Source organism: Xanthomonas sp. WHRI 8393 (assembly GCF_040203315.1).
GTDB classification, from domain to species: Bacteria; Pseudomonadota; Gammaproteobacteria; order Xanthomonadales; family Xanthomonadaceae; genus Xanthomonas; species Xanthomonas arboricola.
The window spans coordinates 312,650-330,458 of record NZ_JBEGGL010000004.1; the positions used below are offsets into that span (position 1 = coordinate 312,650).

Genomic DNA, 17,809 nt, shown 5'->3' on the forward strand with positions numbered 1-17,809 from the left:
TCAGGCGGTCTCGGTGGAGTCGGTCTTGGCCGCGCGCGCGGCGCGGGCGCGCGGACCGTGGAAATATTCCTGGATCCAGGGGTGGTCGATCTGCTCGACTTCGGCCAGCGGCGCGTTGGCGATCACCTTGCGATCGGCCAGCACCGCGATGCGGTCGCAGATGGCGTACAGCGTATCCAGGTCGTGCGTGATCAGGAACACGGTCAGGCCCAGCGCCTGTTGCAGGGTGCGGATCAACCGGTCGAAGGCGGCCGCGCCGATCGGGTCCAGCCCGGCGGTGGGCTCGTCCAGAAACAGCAGCGGCGGATCCAGCGCCAGCGCCCGCGCCAGGCCGGCGCGCTTGCGCATGCCGCCGGACAATTGCGAGGGCAGCTTGTCCAGCGCATCGGCCGGCAGGCCGGCCAGCTTGATCTTCAGCAGCGCCAGCTCGAAATACCAGCGCTCGGGAAACTCGCCGTGATGTTCCTTCAGCGGGACCTGCACGTTTTCGCCGACGGTCATCGACGAGAACAGCGCGCCGTCCTGAAACAGCACCCCGGTATTGCGGGTGATGTGCTGGCGGTCGGCGAAACGGCCCGAGCGTGCGTCCGCACCCAACACCTGGATGCTGCCGGCGTCGGGCTCGCGCAGGCCCAGGATGCTGCGCATCAGCACCGACTTGCCGGTGCCCGAGCCGCCGACCACGCCCAGAATCTCGCCGCGACGCACGTCCAAGTCCAGGTCCTCATGCACGACCTGGCTGCCGAAGCGATTGGTCAGCCCGCGCACCGAAATCGCCAGCTGGTCGTCGTCGTCGTCGGTCTCTGTGCCGGGATTGGGGATTTGGGAGTCGGGATTGGTCACAGCACAGTTCTCCCGAGTGTCAGGGCGCCAGCTGCGCTCCTGCCTTGCACGAATCCCGAATTCCGAATGTCGAATCCCAGCCTCATCACCACCCCATCTTCATGAACCACAGCGCGGCGACCGCGTCGAGGATGATGACCAAGGAAATCGTCTGCACCACCGAGGAGGTGGTGCGTTCGCCAACCGACTGCGCGGTGCCGCTGACCTTCAGGCCTTCCAGGCAGCCGATCAGGCCGATCACCAGCGCAAACAGCGGCGCCTTGGATAGGCCGACCAGGAAATGCCGCAGCTGGATGGTGTCGTGCATGCGCGCCAGGTACATCTGCGGCGGGATATCCAGATCGAATGCGCCCACGGTGACGCCACCGGCCAGGCCGGCGATCATCGCGATGAAGGTCAGCAGCGGCAGGGTGAAGATCAGCGCGAGCAGGCGCGGAATCACCAGCAGGTCGATCGGGTCCAGGCCCAGGGTGCGGATCGCGTCCACTTCCTCGCGCGATTTCATCGCACCGATCTGCGCGGTAAACGCACTGGCGGTGCGCCCGGCCAGCACGATGGCGGTCAGCAGCACCGCGAATTCGCGCAGGAAGGCGATCGACACCAGCTCCACCACGTAAATCTCCGCGCCGAAGTCGCGCAGGATGGTCGAGCCCAGGAACGCGATCACCGCGCCGACCAGATACGACAGCAGCACCACCAGCGGCACCGCATCCAGGCCGACCTGCTCCATGTGGTGCACGGTGGAGGTCAGGCGGAAGCGCCGCGGCTCGTGGATCAGCCGCGCGATCTTGACCAGGTTCTCGCCCAGAAAGCTGTTCAGCTCCAGAATGCCCTGGCCAACGCCGTGGGTGGTGCGGCCCAGACGGTCCAGCGCGGCGACGAAACCGTAATCGCGTTTGGGCTTGGGGCGTTCGTCGTTGAGTTCCTCGATGGTGCACACCAGCGCCTGGTGCTCATCGCGGAAGTCGATCGCGTCTTCCTTCAGGCCCATGCGGCTGGCGAAGCGCAGCAGCTGCAGCACCCCGGCCGAGTCCAGTTGCCCGATGCCGCGCGCGTCGATGCGCCGGATCCCTTCGGGCACGGCCTGCAGCAGCTCGGCCTGGGGCAACGCGGTCGCCAGGACCCAACTGCCAGCAAGGCGGACCTGTGCGTGATCCTGCGAGTCTTGTTCGATGCGTGGAGGTTGCGCTTTGATCATGGGTGGCCTGTCCGTGGCGCCAGCATACCGCGCCCGGCGTGAGCGAATGATGGGGACGCTTCGCAGCTGCGGTCCCGGCACAGACAATCGGCGCGCCGGCCAGGTGCGCTGCGGCATACACTGACGGCCTCGCCAGACGGCGTTTCTCCGATCCGACCCGCCACGCATGTCCGCTGCCACCGTCGTCCAACCGTCCGCCAGCGCCACCTATGCCCAGCGCGTCGCCTTTGTTTCGGAAATCGCCGGACGCCTGCATTCCTACGGCACCACGGCGCAGCGTCTGGAGGCCGCCGTGGTCGGGCTGTCGCACAAGCTGGGCCTGGACTGCGAGCCCTGGTCCAATCCCACCGGGATCATTTTGAGCTTCAGCGACCCGACCAAGGCCATCGGCTCCAGCGACATCACCCGGGTGATCCGGCTGGCCCCGGGCGAGAATGACCTTTACAAGCTCAGCGTGGCCGATTACGTGGCCGACGGCGTGGCCAACGGGCGCATGAGCATCGCGCAGGGCCACACCGCGCTGCGGCGGCTGGACCGCGAGGTCGATCGGCGCGGCAAGACCATGCAGGTGCTGGCATTCGGGCTGGCCGCCGCCGGCGTGGCAGGGCTGTGGAAACTGCCCTGGCTGGATATCGCCACCGCCGGCGCGATCGGCATGTCGATCGGCCTGCTGACCCAATACACCGACAGGCGGCCGGCGACCAAGGAAGCCGGCGAGGCGCTGGCCGGCCTGCTGGCCGGGGTGGTGGCCGCCGTGGTGGCGTCGCTGGTCGGGCCACTGAACCTCAACACGGTGATCATCGCCTCGCTGGTGGTGCTGCTGCCCGGCATGTCGTTGACCAATGCCTTCAACGAACTGGCCAGCCAGCACTGGGTCTCGGGCACGGCGCGGCTGGCCGGTGCGGTGACCACGGTGCTCAAGCTCACCGTCGGTGCAGTGATCGCGGTGACGCTGACCCAGGTGCTCGGCCTGCACCCGCAGGTGGCCGCACTGCGTCCACAGGCCGGCTGGGTGGAATGGGCCTCGCTGCTGGTGGCCGCTTATGCGTTTGCGGTGTTGTTCAAGGCCAATCGACGCGATTATTTATGGATCATGGCGGCGGCCATGTCCGGGTATGTCATCGCGCGTTATGCCGGGCACGCCTGGGGCGGTCCGGCCGGTGTCTTTGCATCGGCCATGGCATTGACCGCCGCCGGTAATCTGTTCGGGCGGGTGATACAAAAACCCGGGGCATTGATCCGTTTGCCCGGCATCATCATGCTGGTTCCGGGCAGTGTCAGCCTGCGCGGCTTTCTGACCCTGATACAGCAACAGGATGTCAGTGTGGGGCAGGCCGCGCTATTGGCGGTGACCAATATCGTGATGGCCTTGATGGCCGGATTGCTGTTCGGCAATCTGTTGATTCCGGCCCGCAAGAATTTATGACCGGCAGAAAAACGCGCAATAAAAAACGCCGGCACTGCCGGCGTTTTTTATTGGTAACAATCAAGCCGCCTTGGGCTTCTTGGTCGCGCGCTTGGTGGCGGCTTTGCGCGGCGCGGCCTTCTTGGCCGGGGTCTTCTTGGCGCTGACCTTGCTGATCAGAAAGTCTTCGACCTTCTTGCCGGCGGCGGTCAGTTCAGCCAGCCAACGCGGCTGCTTGCCGCGGCCGGTCCAGGCTTCCTGGGGATTGGCGGGGTTGCGATATTTCGGCGCAACCTTGCCCAGCTTGCGGCCGGCGCGCGGACCCGGCTTGGCAGCGGCAGCCGAACGGCCCGCACCGGCGCTGGCGCCAAACAATTCTTCGATGGAATAACCCTGGGCTTTTGCCGCGCGGGTCAGCTGCGTGCGGACCTTGGCAATCGGGGCGCGCTTGGCAACCACGGTCTGCTGCTTTTTCGCGTTTTTGATCAGGGCACCCAATTGCTTGGCCGACAGGCCGCTAAGATCGATCGACATCACTACTCCGGAAGATGAGAGAGAAAAGAATGCCGGTCCGTGGCAGCGCTGGCCATCATAATGTCAGAAAACCCGGGTGACAAATGCGCCGAAATACTCCGGCGCATTGTGTTCATCTAATCGAAGTAGTTTCGGGTGATTTGATCAACGACCCAGGCGGGAGAATAATCCGGCCTTATCCAGGTTTTCTGCTGCTTCCGCAGTACGGGCACGATATTCAAAGGTAGCGGCGGCCAATCCGCGTTCGGAGACCACCACCCGATGCGGAATGCCCAGCAGTTCCATATCGGCAAACATCGCACCCGGGCGCAGGCCGCGATCGTCCAGCGCCGCTTCAATGCCTGCGGCAAGCAATTCGTCCAGCAATGCCTGAGCGGCGGCAATCACCTGCGCATCCTGCTTGGGGTTGATGATGCAGACCACCACCTGCCACGGTGCCATCGGCGCGGGCCAGATGATGCCGGCATCGTCGTGATTCTGCTCGATCGCCGCGGCCACGATGCGCGATATGCCGATGCCGTAGCAGCCCATCTTCATCACTGCGGGCTTGCCGTTCTCGTCGATCACGATGGCCTGCAATGCCTGCGCATACTGGCTGCCGAGCTGGAACACATGCCCCACCTCGATGCCGCGGGCCAGCCGCAGCTCGCCGCCGTCGGCCGCACGTTCGCCGTCGATGACGTTGCGCACATCGGCAACGGTTTCCGGTTCCGGCAGGTCGCGGCCCCAGTTGACGCCCACCAGGTGCACGCCGGGCACATTGGCGCCGACCACGAAATCGGCCAGCGCCGCGACATCGCGATCTGCCACCACGCGCACCGGGCGGGCGGTATTGATCGGACCCAGAAAGCCCGGCTCGCAGCCGAGGTGGTCGCGGATTTCGGTTTCGTTGGCCAGGCGGTAACCAGCCAGGCCGGCGACCTTGCCAAGCTTGATCTCGTTGACGGCATGATCGCCGCGCACCAGCACCAGCACGAAGCCGGCTTCGGTCATCACCGCCACCGACTTGACCGTGCGCTGCAGCGCGATGCCCAGCAACTGGGCGACGTCTTCGCAGGTCTTCTGGGTGGGCGTTGCGACCTGGCGCATTGCCTCGCCAGCCGCAGCGCGCGGGGCGGGCAGGGCGGCGCTGGCGGTTTCCACGTTGGCGGCGTAATCGGAGCCGGTGGAGAACGCCAGCGAGTCCTCGCCGGAGGCGGCGATGACGTGGAATTCCTGCGAGGCGTCGCCGCCGATGGCGCCGGAGTCGGCCTGCACGGCGCGGAATTCCAGCCCCAGCCGGGTGAAGATGCGGGTATAGGCCGCGCGCATGTTGTCGTATTCCCGCGCCATGTCGGCATCGGTGAGATGGAAGGAATAGGCATCCTTCATCAGGAATTCGCGCGCGCGCATCACCCCGAAGCGCGGGCGGATCTCATCGCGGAACTTGGTCTGGATCTGGTAGAAGTTCAGCGGCAGCTGCTTGTAGCTGTTGATCTCCTGGCGCGCGAATTCGGCCGCGGCCTCTTCGGCGGTCGGGCTGTAGCAGAACTCCTGCTCCTTGCGATCCTTGATCTTGAGCAACTGCCCGCCGAACTTCTCCCAGCGGCCGGTGGCGTCCCACAGCTCGCGCGGCTGGATGGTGGGGAACAGCACTTCCACCGCCCCGGCGCGGTTCATCTCCTCGCGCACGATAGCCTCGACCTTGCGCAGCACACGCAGACCCAGTGGCGACCAGGTGTACAGCCCGGAGGCCAGCTTGCGGATCATGCCCGCGCGCAGCATCAGACGGTGGCTGACCAGCTCGGCGTCGGCCGGGGTTTCCTTGGTGGTGTGCAGGTGGAACTGGGAAAGACGCATCGGGCTTCGCTTGGGCGGAAAGCCCATAGTTTGCCAGTCTCGCGCCCTGCCGGTCAGGGGCACCGGCCGATCGGCCGGATGCCGGGACCGGCCTGAGGCCGGTCCCGCGCCGGCTCAGGTGGCCGGATTGCCGCTCGCTGCCGGCTTGCAATAGGCCTTGGCCGCCGCCTCGGCGAGATTGCGCTGCGCCGCGCGTGCGTCCGGGTCCAGCGGGGTGCCGGGCTTGCCGTCGGCGCCGGCGCCCATGGTGACCTCGCCCTTGCCGCTGAGCAGTTCCAGGTTGCGGCGTGCGGTCAGGCAGTCGGCCGATTCGGGCGTGGTGGTTTCCGGCGCGGCGATGGCAGCGGTGCCGCTGCGCGCATCGATCCGGCGCGCTTCGTAGCGCTGGCCGGCCGGTGGCGGGGTTTCGGTGTAGTGGGTGACGCCCTTGGCGTCCTTCCATTTATACAGATCGGTCGCGCCGGCGGCGGCGCTGGCCAGCATCAGCAGGGCGCAAAGCCCGGACGACAGGTGCATGTGGCTTCCCCTGGATGATTCCCGCGGCGATTGCAGCATCCGCGGCCCGCGCTGGCAAGTGACGCTGCAGGCGCACAGGCGCGCTACCGCCGGACGGACCTCAGGCCCTACACTTGCCGGATGGATGAGATGAGACCGCCCCCGCGCTCGCGCACGATTTACCTGCTGCCGAACCTGTTCACCACCGCCGGGCTGTTTTCCGGTTTCTACGCCATCATCGCCGCCGCCAATGGGCAATTCGTCCAGGCCGCCATGGCGGTGTTCGTGGCCGCGGTGATGGACGGGCTGGACGGCCGGGTCGCGCGCCTGACCAATACCAGCAGCGAATTCGGCGTGCAGTACGACTCGCTGGCCGACCTGGTCAGCTTCGGCATGGCCCCGGCGTTGGTGATGTACCACTGGTCGCTGTCGGCATTGAAGTACGACAGCAACGTGATGGGTCGGGTCGGCTGGTCGGCCGCCTTTCTGTATGCGGCCTGCGCGGCGCTGCGGCTGGCGCGCTTCAACACGCAGGTCGGCGTGGTCGACAAGCGCTGGTTCATCGGCCTGGCCAGCCCGGCGGCCGCCGGCCTGATGATGTCCTTCGTCTGGGCCTTTGCCGACGATAGCCTGGGCTTCGACGGCGAGCAGCTGCGTTACCTAGCGCTGGCGGTCACCGTGGTGGCGGCCTTGCTGATGGTCAGCCGGATCCGGTTCTGGAGTTTCAAGGGCGGCGCGCGTGGTCCGCGCGCCGACCGTGTGCCGTTCCTGGCGCTGGCGATCGCCACGGTGGTGATCGCGTTGCTGGTGATCGATCTGGCCCGTTCGCTGCTGGTGATCGGCGTGCTGTATGCGCTGTCCGGCCCGGTGATGTGGCTGTGGCGGCGCTGGCGGCGCACGCCCGAGTTGCCATGAGTCAATTGGCCTCCGAGCCGATGTGGTCCGATCTGCAGGTGTCTTATCTGCAGGCGTTGGGGCACACCGTGTATCTGGACCGCGACGCCGTGGACGCGGCGGCACCTGACGAGACGAGCGAGCATGCGCCGGCGGCGGCTGCACCGTCACGCGTGGAGCGCGCGCCGTCGATGCCGCCACCCGCGGCGCCGCCTGTGGTCCGGCGCAGCGCACCCGCTGCGCCGGCCGACGCGCCGTCTGCGGTCACGACTGCGCCATCGGCAGCGCCGCAGCGGCGCAGCCGGGTCGGCATGCCCGATCGCCTGCAGATGGCATTGCTGCGCGCCTCCGGCTGCAATCCAGGCGATCCGAATACCCAGGCCTTGATGGCATCCTGGCCGCTGGCCGAGTTGCGCGGCAACCCGGCGGCCAAGCGCGCGCTGTGGCCGCAACTGCGTGCGCTGCGGCGGCGTCGGGATCCGGCATGAGCGCCTTGAACGTGCCGCTGCCCACCTCGCTACGCGCCATGCGCGAGAGCGATCTGGATGTGGTGATGGAGATCGAACACCGCGCCTATCCGTTTCCGTGGACGCGCAGCATCTTTCGCGACTGCCTGCAGGCCGGCTATCCGGGCTGGGTGATGGAGCAGGGCGGGCAGGTCATTGGCTACGGGGTGATCAGCATCGCCGCCGACGAAGCGCACGTGCTCAATGTCTGCATCGCACCGGAGGCGCAATCCCAGGGGCATGGCCGGGTGCTGTTGCGCGCGCTGATCAAGGGCGCCTGCGATCGCGGCGCGCGGCGGGCGTTTCTGGAAGTGCGCCCGTCCAACCCGTCGGCGATTGCGCTGTATCACTCCGAAGGCTTCAATGAAATCGGACGGCGCCCACGCTACTACCCCTCCAACACCGGCCGCGAAGATGCGTTGGTGATGGCGATCGAGTTGTCCTTCGAAGGGTTTTCCTGAGCGGCATCGGCGGTTGCTGATGGGAGCGTTCGCGCACGTCCGGCTGGCACTGTCAGCCACTCACCTGACAGGCGCCGCGCGTTTGCCTTGGTAGGGGCCTGACGACCCGCAGATATTCCGCCCGGCGCTTGCGTCGCGGGCGGACGATTGCGCCGGCACTGCGCTGCCTCACGGCAGCTGCGGCTTCGTCGTTACAGCAGACGATCGGGTAAACAGGCAATCGCCGATGCCGTGAGCAGCGCCCTTGCGCGTCACTGCAATCGATCGCAGCAAGGCGCACATCGTTCCTGACGCACCGCGTGCGTCGGCCGCTCGCGCGCCGCCATCTGGCATGACGTGCTCGCACACATCATGGTGATTCTTTCGCCATCTTGCATTTCTCTTTTCGGTGACGTGACCGGTTGCGTCCTCGCATGCGAGATGCCGCTCGAAGGCGCTAGAGCGCATTGCGGCCGCTGTGCGCGTCAAAAAAACATGCAGGTCTGTGAGCGTGGTGGCACACCGTGCTGGACCCGCGCCCGTCTGTACTGCGCTGCAGATCATGCTGCACTGCAGTGTCCTAGCGACTGTCTCCACGTGTCTTGATTACAGCGTTTTGTCTTCTCTTGCGTGTCCCGCAACCGTTTGCGTGACTGCGCGTGCACATCGATGCATCGGCTAGATACAAGCCATTGCGATGCTCCTAGTATCGGCGTCGCGGAACTGAACATTACAGAGATGAAAAGTATGTTCCGCGCCTGCTAGACGAGGGGTGTGCCGCCGCGCGGCGCATCGAACCCATCCGAGGGAGACATCAAGATGAAGCCGAAATTTTCAACGGCGGCCGCCGCGTCGCTGTTTGTCGGGTCGTTGCTGGTCGTTGGCGTTGCCTGCGCCGATCCTGCACTGGAAGTTGCAACCACTGGTTGGGCAACCCAGAACGGGGGAACCAAGGGCGGCTCCAAGGCGGCCGCTGCCAACATCTACACGGTCAAGACTGCCGCCGAGCTGAAGAGTGCGCTGAAAGCCAGCGTGGGCAGCAACGGGCGCATCATCAAGATCAGCGGCATCATCGATGTCAGCGAGGGCAAGCCGTACACCACGACCTCGGATATGAAGAGCCGCGCGCGGCTGGACATCCCGACCAAGACCACGCTGATCGGCATCACCAGCAACGCGGAAATTCGCGAAGGCTATTTCTACGTCAAGGCCAACGACGTCATCATCCGCAACATCACCATCGAAAATCCGTGGGATCCGGAGCCGGTCTGGGACCCGGATGACGGCAGTGCCGGCAACTGGAATTCCGAGTACGACGGTCTCACGGTCGAGGGTGCGACCAATGTGTGGGTGGACCATGTCACCTTCACCGACGGTCGCCGCACCGACGATCAGAACGGCACCGCCAACGGACGCCCCAAGCAGCATCATGACGGTGCGATGGACGTCAAGAAGGGCGCCAACTTCGTCACCATTTCCTACTCGGCGTTCAAGTCGCACGAGAAGAACGACCTGATCGGCTCCAGCGACAGCGCCTCCAGCACCGACAGCGGCAAGCTCAAGGTGACCATCCACAACACCTTGTTCGAGAACATTTCCGCACGCGCGCCGCGGGTGCGCTTCGGCCAGGTGCACCTGTACAACAACTACCACGTCGGCAGCACCAGCAATAAGGTCTACCCGTTCTCGCACGCGCACGGCGTGGGCAAGGAGTCCAAGATCTTCTCCGAGCGCAACGTGTTCGACATCAGTGGGGTGAGCAGCTGCGACAAGATTGCGGCCGATTACGGCGGCAGCGTGTACCGCGACCAGGGCTCACTGCTCAACGGCAAGGCACTGACCTGCTCGTGGAATAGCAACATCGGTTGGACCCCGCCGTACACCTATAGCCTGCTGTCGGCCGACAAGGTCGCTGCGGACGTCAAGGCAAAAGCCGGCGCAGGCAAGCTGTAAGGCGTCTGCCACATGCAACGCATGCAGCGTTGCATCTGTTTCCGCAACGCCCGCAACACTGCGGGCGTTGTGCGTTTTGGCGGCGTTAGATCTTGGCGCGTTGCTCGCGCAGGCCGGTCAGCTGCGTGGTCCAGTCGTTCAGGCGCGCACGCTCCTGTTCGACCACCACGGCCGGTGCGTTCTGCACGAAGGTGGCGTTGCCCAGCTTGCCATTGCACTTGCCGATCTCGCCTTCCACGCGCTTGATTTCCTTGTCCAGGCGCGTGCGTTCGGCATCCATGTCGACCAGGCCTTCCAGCGGCACCAGCAGGGTCAGCTCACCGACGATGGCCGTGGCCGACGGCGGGGTGTCCTGGCCGGCCTCCAGCCAGTCGATCGCTTCGAGCTTGAGCAGGAACGACAGCTGCGAGGCAAAGCGGCCAATACGGGTGCGATCGTCGGCAGTGCCGGCCTGCAGCAGCAGGCGTACCTGTTTGGACGGCGGTACGTTCAACTCGCTGCGCACACGACGCAGGGCCGACACCATCGACTTCAGCCATTCGACATCGGCCTCTGCGCCGGCGTAGCTGGCGGTATCGATATCGCCTGCCTGCGGGAATGCCTGCAGCGAGATCGTGGCGGCGGTGATGCCCAGGCGCGGTGCGACCTGCTGCCACAGTTCTTCGGTGACGAAGGGAACAAGCGGGTGCAGCAGGCGCAGCAGCGCTTCGAGCACATGGAGCAGGGTGTGCCGCGTGCTGGCGGCAGCTTCGCTGTCCTGACCATTGAGCGCGGGCTTGGCCAGTTCGACGAACCAGTCGCAGAACGCATTCCAGGCGAACTCGTACAGCGATTGCGCGAGCAGATCGAAGCGGTAGTTGGCGTAGTGCGCGTGGGTTTCGGCAGTGACCTTGTCCAGGCGCGCCAGAATCCATTGCTCGGCTTCGGTGCGCGGCTGCGGCACGCCGGCAAAGCGCGTGCCCTCGGTATTCATCAACACAAAGCGCGTGGCATTCCACAGCTTGTTGCAGAAATTCTTGTAGCCTTCGGCGCGGCCGAGATCGAACTTGATGTCGCGGCCGTGCGTGGCGAGTGCGGCGATGGTGAAGCGCAGCGCGTCTGCACCGTGGGCGATGATGCCGTCCGGGAATTCCTTGCGCGTGGCCTTTTCGATCTTCTCGGCCATGCGCGGCTGCATCAGCCCGTTGGTGCGCTTGGCCACCAGGTCTTCGATGCTGATGCCGTCGATGATGTCCAGCGGATCGAGCACGTTGCCCTTGGACTTGGACATCTTCTGGCCCTGCGCATCGCGGATCAGGCCGGTGATGTAGACATCGCGGAACGGCACCTGGCCGGTGAAGCTGTCGGTGGCCATGATCATGCGCGCCACCCAGAAGAAGATGATGTCGAAGCCGGTGACCAGCACCGACGACGGCAGGTAGCGCTCGAAGCCGCGCTCGGCCATCGCGTTCGCATCCGGCCAGCCCAGCGTGGAGAACGGCCACAGTTGCGAGGAGAACCAGGTTTCCAGCACGTCACTGTCCTGGTGCAGCGCGACGTCGGCACCCAGGACGTGTTTCGCGCGCACCTCGGCTTCGTCGTGGCCGACATAGCACTTGCCTGCCTCGTCGAACCACGCCGGGATGCGATGGCCCCACCACAGCTGACGGCTGATGCACCAGTCCTGGATGTTCTCCATCCAGTGGCGATAGGTGTTGATCCAGTTCGGCGGCACGAATTTGACCTGGCCGCTTTCGACCAGCTCCAGGCCGCGCCTGGCCAGCGCGTCCATCTTCACGAACCACTGGTCGGTCAGATAGGGCTCGATCACCTGGCCGGTGCGATCGCCGCGCGGCACCTGCAGCTTGTGTGGCTTGGTTTCGACCAATACGCCCAGGTCTTCCAGTTCCGACAGCACCAGCTTGCGTGCGTCATAACGATCCAGGCCGCGATAACGCTCCGGCGCATTCTCGTTGATGGTGGCGGTGACGGTGAACAGATTGATCAGCGGCAGGTCATGTCGCACGCCCACCTGGTAATCGTTGAAGTCATGCGCAGGCGTGACCTTGACCACGCCGGTGCCGAAGGCGCGGTCGACATAATCGTCGGTGATCACTGGCACCTGCCGGCCGGTCAGCGGCAGCACGATGCGGGCGCTGTGCAGCGTGGCGTAGCGCGGATCTTCCGGATGCACCATCACTGCGGTATCGCCCAGCATGGTTTCCGGGCGCGTGGTGGCGACCACCAGGTAATCGCGGGTTTCGCGCAGCGTCTCGACGCCGTCGGTATCGTGTTCGACGTGCTCGTAGGTCACGCCGTCGGCCAGCGGGTAGCGGATCGACCACAGGAAGCCGTCTTCTTCGACGTTTTCCACTTCCAGGTCGGAGATCGCGGTCTTCAGCACCGGGTCCCAGTTGACCAGGCGCTGGCCGCGATAGATCAGGCCCTGCTCGTACCAGCGCACGAAGGCTTCGTTGACCGCGGCCGACGGCTGCGGGTCCATGGTGAAGGTGCTGCGCGACCAGTCGCTGGAGGTGCCCAGCCGGCGCATCTGGCGCTCGATGGTGTCGCCGGACTCGGCCTTCCATTCCCACACCTTGGCGATGAAGCCCTCGCGCCCCAGCGAGTCGCGTGTTTCGCCGTTGCCTTCCAGGGCCAGGTTGCGCGACACCACCATCTCGGTGGCGATGCCGGCGTGGTCGGTGCCCACCTGCCACAGCGTATCGAAGCCGCGCATGCGGTGATAACGCACCAACGCGTCCATCAGTGTCTGCTGGAACGCATGGCCCATGTGCAGCGTCCCGGTCACATTCGGCGGCGGCAGCAGCACGGTATACGGCTCACCCTTGCCGGACGGCACGAAATAACCGGCCGCCTCCCACTGCGCGTACAGGCGCGATTCGAAGGAAGAGGGTTCGTAGCTGGAGGCGAGGGTGGTCATAGAGAGGCGGCGATTCGTTGTTCGGGATTCGGGATTGGTTGCGTCATGGGGCCGGCGAGAAGCACTGGCAATCCACTCATCAACATCAGCGGTGGTGCGGTGGTGCGGTGGAGCGAAGATCGGCTATTGCGGATTCGTCGTTGGATGCAGCCCTGGGATGCGCAAAAAACCTGCTTTTGCCAATCCCCAATCCCGACTCCCCAATCCCCGCCCACTCACATGTCGTATTTGGTCAGTTCCAGGCCCAGGGCCTTGTACTGCTTCCAGCGCTCGCGCAGCGGTTCGCGGGCGGCGGGGTCGGCCGGGACGACTTCCAGTACGCGGTCGCAGGCGCCCAGGTAGGGGTCGTCGCGCAGGTTGATCACCAGCGGGCGCGAGGGGGCATCGAACTCCGGCGCGGCGATCAGCACCGGCGCCAGTTCGTCTTCCTCGTCGGTGCCGGCAATCTGGTGCGGGATGTAGGCCTCGTCGTCGAACGCCCACAGCAGGTCGTCCAGTGCCTCGGCCTGCGCGGCGTCGCGCGCCAGGATCAGCGTGGACAGGTTGGCGTCGTTGGCCTTGCGCGCTAGCTCGCAGACCAGCCGCAGCGGTTCGTTGAGGAAGCGCGGTTTGGCGATCAGGTAGAAGTCGGCACGGGGCATCAGGCGGTCACAAAGCGGGAGGAGAGCAAGAATTCGGTGGCCATGCCGGCGGCCACGAACAGCGCAGCAAAGCCGAGCACGGCCAACAGCAGGCCGCCGAATGCACGCAGGCGGCGCCCCGGCGGGCGCGAACGGTACAGATACACCGGCAGGAACAGCACGGCGAACGCCACGATGCCGATATTCATCCAGGCCGGCCGGCGGTAGCCGAGCCGGCGGCTGTCGGCCGCCAGCCAGACAAACAACAGCACAATCTGCATGACGATCCACAGCAGATCGATGCCGGGGTTGGTCCAGCCCGGCACCGCGCTGGCTGCTCCGTTCACAACGGAGAAGCCGGCAATCAGCGCCAGTGCAGCGCGTGGCGACATCAGGCCGCGCGGTCCAGCAACCACTGGGTCAGCAGCCCCACCGGGCGGCCGGTGGCCATGCCGCGCTTGCCTTCGTCGCTGGCGACGCCGGCGATGTCCAGATGCGCCCAGCGCTGGTTCTCGGTAAAGCGCGACAGGAAGCAGCCGGCGGTGATCGCGCCGCCCCAGCGGCCGCCGATGTTGTAGACGTCGGCGAAGGTGGAATCCAGCAGGCCCTGGTACTCGTCCCACAGCGGCAGGCGCCAGGCGCGGTCGAACACGTGCTCGCCGGCGGCCAGCAGTTCGTTGGCCAGGTCGTCGTGCTTGCTCATCAGGCCGGCGGTCTGGTGGCCCAGCGCCACCATGCAGGCGCCGGTCAGCGTGGCCACGTCCACCAATGCTTCGGGGTTGAAGCGCTCGGCGTAGGTCAGCGCATCGCACAGGATCAGGCGGCCTTCGGCGTCGGTGTTGCCGACCTCGATGGTCTTGCCGGACATGCTGGTGATCACGTCGGAGGGGCGGTAGGCATTGCCGTCGATGGCGTTCTCCACCGCCGGCACCACCACCACCAGGTTGATCGGCAGCTCGGCCTTGACGGTGGCCACGAAGGTGCCGATGACGTTGGCGCCGCCGCACATGTCGTACTTCATTTCCTCGATGCCGCCCTGCGTCTTGAGGTTGACGCCGCCGGTATCGAAGGTGATGCCCTTGCCGACCAGCACGTAGGGACGCGCGTCGCCGCCGCCGTTCCACTTCAGCACGATCAGCCGCGGGCGGTTGGCCGAGCCACGCGCCACCGATAGCAGCGAGCCCATGCCGAGCGACTCCATCTGCGTCTCGTCCAGGATCTCGGCCTCGGCGCCGGGGAACTTGCCGGCGAATGCGGCGGCGGTCTCGGCCAGATAGGCCGGGGTGCAGTAGTTCGGCGGCAGGTTGCCCAGCTCGCGGGCGAACTCCACGCCCTCGGCGGTGGCCACGCCCACGGCCAGTGCGCGGGCGTCGTCGCCGGCGATCGCCAGCGTGGTCAGGCCGGTCTCGTCGACCTTCTTCTTGCCCAGCGTGGCGGTGTAACGGTAAGCGGCGTGGTCGCTGACGATGATGGCCTGGCGGATGTTCCAGGCGCTGTCGCGTGCCTTGACCGGCAATTCGGTCAGGGTGAGCAGGGCGGTGCCGACCGGGCCGGTCTTCAGCGCGCGGGTCGCGTCGCCCACCGCCTTGAGGTACGGCGCCACGCCGAACTTGCCGGCCTCGCCCAGGCCGACCACCAGCACGCGCGGGGCGGCGACGCCGGGCAGATCGTGCAACAGGCTGGTGCTGCCGGTCTTGGCAGCCACATCGCCGCGTGCCACCAGGGCCGTCAGACGGCCCTGGCTGGCGCTATCGAGTGCCTGGGCGGCGGGCGACAGGGTCTTGTCGGCGAACACGCCAACCACGATGCAGTCGACGGCGGCGCTTGCCGGCGCGTCTTGGTTCAGGGTGAATTGCAGGGCCATTGATCAGATTCCGTAGGCAAATCCGTACAATCGCGGGCTGTTTACGCCAACCGGACTAGGCTGGCGCCGCCGCGAACGAATCCGAGAGTTTAAAACAAGCCCACCCCATGCCGAAGCTCGATCGATACCTGCTTAGCGATTTCACCCAGAGCTTCCTGGCCACCTTGATCGTGCTGCTGGTCGTCAGCGTCGGCGGTGTGCTGGTGGATATCCTCGGCAATATCGCCGACGGCCGCATCCCTGCTCGCTTGCTGCTGTCTCAGGTGGGCCTGCAATTCGTTGCATATCTGCCGATCATCCTGCCGCTGGCGCTGATGCTGGGGCTGTTATTGGCACTGGCGCGGCTGTACCGCGATTCAGAAATGGCCGTCATCACCGCCATCGGTGTGGGCCCGCGGCGCCTGTTGCGGCCGATGCTGATGCTGGTGGTGCCGGTGGTGGTGGTGATCGGGCTGTGCTCGCTGTGGCTGGGCCCCTGGGCCAGCCGCACCGCCGAGACCATGCTGGAAGACGCCAACCGCAGCATCGTGATGGCCGGCCTGGAGTCGGGCAAGTTCACCCCGCTGTCCGGTGGCGGCGTGGTGTACCTGACCACAATCTCGGCCGACGGCAAGGGCCTGGGCAAGGTCTTCATGCAGCGCCAGAAGGACGACCGCATCGATGTGGTCACCGCCGACCGCGGCGCGATGTTCTTCGAAGGCAAGGCCGACCGTTATCTGCGCCTGGAGGACGGCTACCGCATCGAAGGCCCGGCCGCCGGCAACACCTTGGACTACCGCCTGATGAAGTTCGCCAGCAACGATGTGGCCTTGCCCGACCGGACCCAGGTGCACGATGCCAACGATCCAGAAGTGATGTGGACCACGCAGCTGCTGTCGGACCAGCGCCCGGCCGCGCGCGCGCAGCTGCATGAGCGCCTGGCGCCGCCACTGCTGGCGCTGGCCTTCGCGCTGCTGACCCTGCCGCTGTCGCGCAGCGCGCCGCGGCAGCAGCGGTATGGCCGGATCATGCTGGCCTTCCTGGCGTACATGGTGGGCACCAATCTGATGATCGTCGGCACCCAGTGGATCGCCAATGGCAAGACGCCGGCCGCGCTCGGTCTGTGGTGGCTGACCCTGCCGCTGCTGGCGGTGGCGATCTGGGCGTATGCGCGCGATGGCCGCGTGCGTCGGCCGAGGGTGCGCGCATGAGGCTGATGCCGCGGGTGCATGACTGGTACATCGGGCGTGCGGTGTTGTTCACCGTGCTGCTGACATGGGCGGTGCTGCTGGGCCTGGACCTGGTCAACGCCTTTGCCAGCGAGGCCAAAAGCATCGGCCAGGGCAGCTACAGCTTTGGCCATGCGGTGGCCTACGTGGCCTATACCGTGCCGCGCCGGGCCTACACCTTGTTTCCCACTGCGGCGGTGATCGGTGCCTTGATGGGCCTGGGCCAGCTGGCGGCAACGTCCGAGCTCACCGCGCTGCGCGCGCTCGGCGTGTCGCGCAAGCGTATGTCGGCCTCGGTGGTGGCGGCCATGGCGCTGCTGACCGCCACCATGGTGATCAGTGGCGAGACGGTGGGGCCATGGGCCCAGAACCAGGCCGATACCCTCAAGACCAGCGCCCGCTACAACAGCAACATGGCCGGCTCGCGCTATTCCGGCCTGTGGGCGCGCGAGGGCGACACCTTCCTCAATGCGCTCAGCGGCGAAGAAAAGCTGCTCGATGGCGGCGGCACCGCGCTGGACCTGCACGATGTGCGGCTGTACCACCTCGATGCCAGCGGCCGCATGCAGCAGCTGACCTATGCGGCACTGGCCGAGAACCGCAATGGGACCTGGACGCTGCGCCAGGTGCGCCGCGACACCTTCCAGGAGCGCTCGGTGCAGCGCGAAACCTTCCCCGAGCTGCCGTGGCAATCCCAGCTCAGCCCGGCGGCGCTGGCGGCCGGGCTGGCCAAGCCGCGCAACCTGTCCGCGCGTGATCTGGAACAGAGCATCGAGTACCGCCGCCGCAACGGCTTGGACGCGCGCGACTACGAAGACCAGTACTGGAGCCGTTGGTTCTATCCGCTCAACGTCCTGGCGCTGTGCCTGGCGGCGATTCCGTTCTCGTTCGGTTCGCTGCGTAGCGGCGGCCTGGGCAAGCGGCTGTTCCTGGGCATCCTGTTCGCGCTGGGGTTTTGGCTGCTGCAGCTGTTCTTCGGCCGCATGGCCGGCGCACTCAAGCTGGATTACCGCATCGCCTACGCGCTGCCGCCGATGGTGATGCTGGGCGTGTCGGCATGGCTGTTCCGACGGCGCAGTAGCTGACGCCG

At 66.1% G+C, this 17,809-nt stretch carries 16 protein-coding genes; 7 read left to right on the forward strand and 9 right to left on the reverse strand.

Features of this window, described 5'->3' with window-relative positions; translation table 11 throughout:
* Both ABQ137_RS15720 and ABQ137_RS15725 read right to left on the reverse strand, forming a co-directional pair.
* On the reverse strand, positions 1-843 hold the full coding sequence (locus ABQ137_RS15720; protein WP_349783149.1) for an ABC transporter ATP-binding protein: 843 nt from the start codon (positions 841-843) through the stop codon (positions 1-3).
* 85 nt (positions 844-928) lie between these two features.
* Positions 929-2,158 carry an MlaE family ABC transporter permease gene (locus tag ABQ137_RS15725; protein ID WP_386134519.1) on the reverse strand — a complete coding sequence of 410 codons (1,230 nt, stop codon included), beginning with the start codon at positions 2,156-2,158 and terminating at the stop codon, positions 929-931.
* 49 nt (positions 2,159-2,207) lie between these two features.
* On the opposite strand from ABQ137_RS15725, the gene ABQ137_RS15730 reads away from it, so the two are divergent.
* Entirely contained in the window at positions 2,208-3,467 is a 1,260-nt protein-coding gene (locus ABQ137_RS15730) for a threonine/serine exporter family protein (protein ID WP_024938335.1), read from the forward strand.
* 60 nt (positions 3,468-3,527) lie between these two features.
* On the opposite strand, the gene ABQ137_RS15735 is transcribed toward ABQ137_RS15730, so the two are convergent.
* From ABQ137_RS15735 to ABQ137_RS15745, 3 genes are all read right to left on the reverse strand, one after another.
* The gene (locus ABQ137_RS15735) at positions 3,528-3,980 is read right to left on the reverse strand and encodes an H-NS histone family protein (protein ID WP_102251252.1); all 453 of its coding nucleotides are present in this window, start codon (positions 3,978-3,980) and stop codon (positions 3,528-3,530) included.
* 144 nt (positions 3,981-4,124) lie between these two features.
* Complete coding sequence (locus ABQ137_RS15740) at positions 4,125-5,819, reverse strand: proline--tRNA ligase (protein ID WP_349783151.1); 1,695 nt, start codon at positions 5,817-5,819, stop codon at positions 4,125-4,127.
* A gap of 114 nt (positions 5,820-5,933) precedes the next feature.
* Positions 5,934-6,335 carry a DUF4124 domain-containing protein gene (locus ABQ137_RS15745; protein WP_024939135.1) on the reverse strand — a complete coding sequence of 134 codons (402 nt, stop codon included), beginning with the start codon at positions 6,333-6,335 and terminating at the stop codon, positions 5,934-5,936.
* A 120-nt stretch (positions 6,336-6,455) separates the two neighbouring features.
* On the opposite strand from ABQ137_RS15745, the gene pssA reads away from it, so the two are divergent.
* The 4 genes from pssA to ABQ137_RS15765 all read left to right on the forward strand — a co-directional run bounded on the left by pssA (position 6,456) and on the right by ABQ137_RS15765 (position 10,107).
* A complete protein-coding gene (gene pssA / locus ABQ137_RS15750) occupies positions 6,456-7,229 on the forward strand; it encodes a CDP-diacylglycerol--serine O-phosphatidyltransferase (protein ID WP_016902892.1) in 774 nt (257 codons plus the stop codon).
* Positions 7,226-7,696 (forward strand): alanine acetyltransferase, encoded by a 471-nt coding sequence (locus tag ABQ137_RS15755; RefSeq protein WP_046344356.1) that lies wholly within the window; start codon positions 7,226-7,228, stop codon positions 7,694-7,696. The genes pssA and ABQ137_RS15755 overlap by 4 nt, the downstream gene beginning before the upstream one ends.
* Positions 7,693-8,175 carry a ribosomal protein S18-alanine N-acetyltransferase gene (gene rimI, locus ABQ137_RS15760; RefSeq protein WP_024939133.1) on the forward strand — a complete coding sequence of 161 codons (483 nt, stop codon included), beginning with the start codon at positions 7,693-7,695 and terminating at the stop codon, positions 8,173-8,175. Before ABQ137_RS15755 ends, rimI begins: the two co-directional genes overlap by 4 nt.
* A 798-nt stretch (positions 8,176-8,973) precedes the next feature.
* Entirely contained in the window at positions 8,974-10,107 is a 1,134-nt protein-coding gene (locus ABQ137_RS15765) for a pectate lyase family protein (protein WP_024939132.1), read from the forward strand.
* An 85-nt stretch (positions 10,108-10,192) separates the two neighbouring features.
* Here ABQ137_RS15765 and ABQ137_RS15770 read toward each other — a convergent pair whose 3' ends face one another.
* The 4 genes from ABQ137_RS15770 to ABQ137_RS15785 all read right to left on the reverse strand — a co-directional run bounded on the left by ABQ137_RS15770 (position 10,193) and on the right by ABQ137_RS15785 (position 15,511).
* Positions 10,193-13,027 carry a valine--tRNA ligase gene (locus ABQ137_RS15770; RefSeq protein ID WP_349783153.1) on the reverse strand — a complete coding sequence of 945 codons (2,835 nt, stop codon included), beginning with the start codon at positions 13,025-13,027 and terminating at the stop codon, positions 10,193-10,195.
* 215 nt (positions 13,028-13,242) lie between these two features.
* On the reverse strand, positions 13,243-13,668 hold the full coding sequence (locus ABQ137_RS15775; RefSeq protein WP_016902887.1) for a DNA polymerase III subunit chi: 426 nt from the start codon (positions 13,666-13,668) through the stop codon (positions 13,243-13,245).
* Positions 13,668-14,039: a hypothetical protein gene (locus tag ABQ137_RS15780; RefSeq protein ID WP_024939130.1), complete on the reverse strand. Its 372-nt coding sequence runs from the start codon at positions 14,037-14,039 to the stop codon at positions 13,668-13,670. Before ABQ137_RS15780 ends, ABQ137_RS15775 begins: the two co-directional genes overlap by 1 nt.
* On the reverse strand, positions 14,039-15,511 hold the full coding sequence (locus tag ABQ137_RS15785) for a leucyl aminopeptidase (RefSeq protein WP_102251257.1): 1,473 nt from the start codon (positions 15,509-15,511) through the stop codon (positions 14,039-14,041). The genes ABQ137_RS15780 and ABQ137_RS15785 overlap by 1 nt, the downstream gene beginning before the upstream one ends.
* Before the next feature lie 107 nt (positions 15,512-15,618).
* Between ABQ137_RS15785 and lptF the strand changes: the two genes are divergently transcribed.
* Positions 15,619-16,701: an LPS export ABC transporter permease LptF gene (gene lptF / locus ABQ137_RS15790; protein ID WP_039814671.1), complete on the forward strand. Its 1,083-nt coding sequence runs from the start codon at positions 15,619-15,621 to the stop codon at positions 16,699-16,701.
* Positions 16,698-17,804 (forward strand): LPS export ABC transporter permease LptG, encoded by a 1,107-nt coding sequence (gene lptG, locus ABQ137_RS15795; RefSeq protein ID WP_024939127.1) that lies wholly within the window; start codon positions 16,698-16,700, stop codon positions 17,802-17,804. Before lptF ends, lptG begins: the two co-directional genes overlap by 4 nt.
* The last annotated feature ends 5 nt before the right edge of the window (positions 17,805-17,809 follow it).

Coding starts and splice junctions, on each gene's coding strand:
- ABQ137_RS15770 (WP_349783153.1), bottom strand. CDS start 13,027: ATGACCACCCTCGCCTCCAGCTACGAACCCTCTTCCTTCGAATCGCGC.
- ABQ137_RS15745 (WP_024939135.1), bottom strand. CDS start 6,335: ATGCACCTGTCGTCCGGGCTTTGCGCCCTGCTGATGCTGGCCAGCGCC.
- ABQ137_RS15785 (WP_102251257.1), bottom strand. CDS start 15,511: ATGGCCCTGCAATTCACCCTGAACCAAGACGCGCCGGCAAGCGCCGCC.
- rimI (WP_024939133.1), top strand. CDS start 7,693: ATGAGCGCCTTGAACGTGCCGCTGCCCACCTCGCTACGCGCCATGCGC.
- lptF (WP_039814671.1), top strand. CDS start 15,619: ATGCCGAAGCTCGATCGATACCTGCTTAGCGATTTCACCCAGAGCTTC.
- ABQ137_RS15730 (WP_024938335.1), top strand. CDS start 2,208: ATGTCCGCTGCCACCGTCGTCCAACCGTCCGCCAGCGCCACCTATGCC.
- ABQ137_RS15725 (WP_386134519.1), bottom strand. CDS start 2,158: ATGCCGCAGCGCACCTGGCCGGCGCGCCGATTGTCTGTGCCGGGACCG.
- ABQ137_RS15735 (WP_102251252.1), bottom strand. CDS start 3,980: ATGTCGATCGATCTTAGCGGCCTGTCGGCCAAGCAATTGGGTGCCCTG.
- ABQ137_RS15765 (WP_024939132.1), top strand. CDS start 8,974: ATGAAGCCGAAATTTTCAACGGCGGCCGCCGCGTCGCTGTTTGTCGGG.
- ABQ137_RS15740 (WP_349783151.1), bottom strand. CDS start 5,819: ATGCGTCTTTCCCAGTTCCACCTGCACACCACCAAGGAAACCCCGGCC.
- lptG (WP_024939127.1), top strand. CDS start 16,698: ATGAGGCTGATGCCGCGGGTGCATGACTGGTACATCGGGCGTGCGGTG.
- ABQ137_RS15775 (WP_016902887.1), bottom strand. CDS start 13,668: ATGCCCCGTGCCGACTTCTACCTGATCGCCAAACCGCGCTTCCTCAAC.
- pssA (WP_016902892.1), top strand. CDS start 6,456: ATGGATGAGATGAGACCGCCCCCGCGCTCGCGCACGATTTACCTGCTG.
- ABQ137_RS15755 (WP_046344356.1), top strand. CDS start 7,226: ATGAGTCAATTGGCCTCCGAGCCGATGTGGTCCGATCTGCAGGTGTCT.
- ABQ137_RS15780 (WP_024939130.1), bottom strand. CDS start 14,039: ATGTCGCCACGCGCTGCACTGGCGCTGATTGCCGGCTTCTCCGTTGTG.